Genomic DNA, 1332 nt, shown 5'->3' on the forward strand with positions numbered 1-1332 from the left:
TGATTCGTCCTTGGTTTGATGGAGGGTATGCGGTTACCCAAGAAAGGACTACCCTCAACACATCATGCCTACCTCGAAATATCTACCAGAAGTACGTGAACGAGCTACCCGGCTGGCTCTCGAGGCCCGCCGAGACCCCGAGACTCGAAACGGTGCCATCGCCCGCATCGCCGAACAGACCAATGTGAACAAGGAAGCCCTGCGCAACTGGGTCAAGAAGGCCGAAGCCGCCAACCTGCCCGTCGAGACCGAGGACGTCCAGGCACGGATCCGGCGGCTGGAGAAAGAGAACCGGGAGCTGCGGAAGTCCAACGACATCCTCCGATCAGCGACCGCGTTTTTCGGCAAGGCGGAGTTCGACCGCCTACAGAAGTGATCGTCGCCTTCATCGACGAGAACAAGCACCGGTGGGGAATCGAACCGATCTGCCAGGTCGTGCGACAAGACCTAGGCATCAGCATCGCCCCATCGACGTACTACGCCTTCAAGAACCGTCCGGTCAGTGCTCGAGCCCAGCGCGACGCGGCGCTCAAAGAAAGGATCATGGCTATCCATACTCACCGCCGCAACAAGGTCTACGGCGTCCGCAAGATCCACGCCGAGCTGACAAGGACCTATGGCCCTGTGGCTCGCTGCACAGTCGAGAGACTGTGCCAGCAGCTGGGAATTCGCGGTGTTGTTCGGGGGACGTTCCCACGGACGACGAAACCCGGTCCCGAGACGAAACGACCGGCTGACCTCGTCAAACGTGACTTCACCGCCACGGGGCCGAATCGTCTCTGGGTCGCGGATCTGACGTACGTTCCCACCGAGGCCGGCTTCGTCTACGTCGCGTTCGTCCTCGACGTCTTCTCCCGGATGATCATCGGCTGGCAGACCTCGACGCGAATGTATACAGATCTCGCCCTCGATGCTTTAAACATGGGCATATGGGGCCGTAAACGTGCAGGTCACGACGTTGCAGGGCTGACCCACCACTCGGACAGAGGAGTGCAGTATCGGGCTCTGCGCTACACCGAGGCATTGGCTGAGGCTGAGGCAGTAGCGTCGGTGGGATCGGTCGGCGATAGCTACGACAATGCCATGGCCGAAGCGCTGAACTCGTTATACAAGTACGAGCTCATCTTCACCGACGGCCCCTGGTCCGGTCGTGACGATGTCGAAGCCGCGACGGCTGAGTGGGTGCATTGGTTCAACACCGAACGGCTACATTCAATGCTTGGGTATCAGACTCCCGCCGAAATCGAAGCAACCCACTACACGAGCCTACAGGAATTAGCAGCCTAAGAAACTGAACGAACGCTCAGCCTCTAGAAAACCCGGGACTTGACA

The 1332-nt window shown here is 59.3% G+C and carries 1 protein-coding gene and 1 other annotated feature; the gene reads left to right on the top strand.

Annotation, left to right across the window (positions count from 1 at the left end; translation table 11 throughout):
• The first annotated feature begins 64 nt into the window (after positions 1–64).
• Positions 65–1287 (top strand): IS3 family transposase gene (locus EB836_RS17990; protein WP_135542814.1). Its coding sequence is split into 2 segments (ribosomal slippage): positions 65–344 and positions 344–1287, totalling 1224 coding nucleotides; the frame shifts between segments, so codons are not numbered across the junction.
• Positions 334–466 (top strand) — a sequence feature (AL1L pseudoknot). Its footprint overlaps the gene before it by 133 nt.
• Positions 1288–1332: the final 45 nt, after the last annotated feature.

The organism is Brevibacterium sp. S111 (assembly GCF_004745075.1).
Lineage (GTDB): Bacteria > Actinomycetota > Actinomycetes > Actinomycetales > Brevibacteriaceae > Brevibacterium.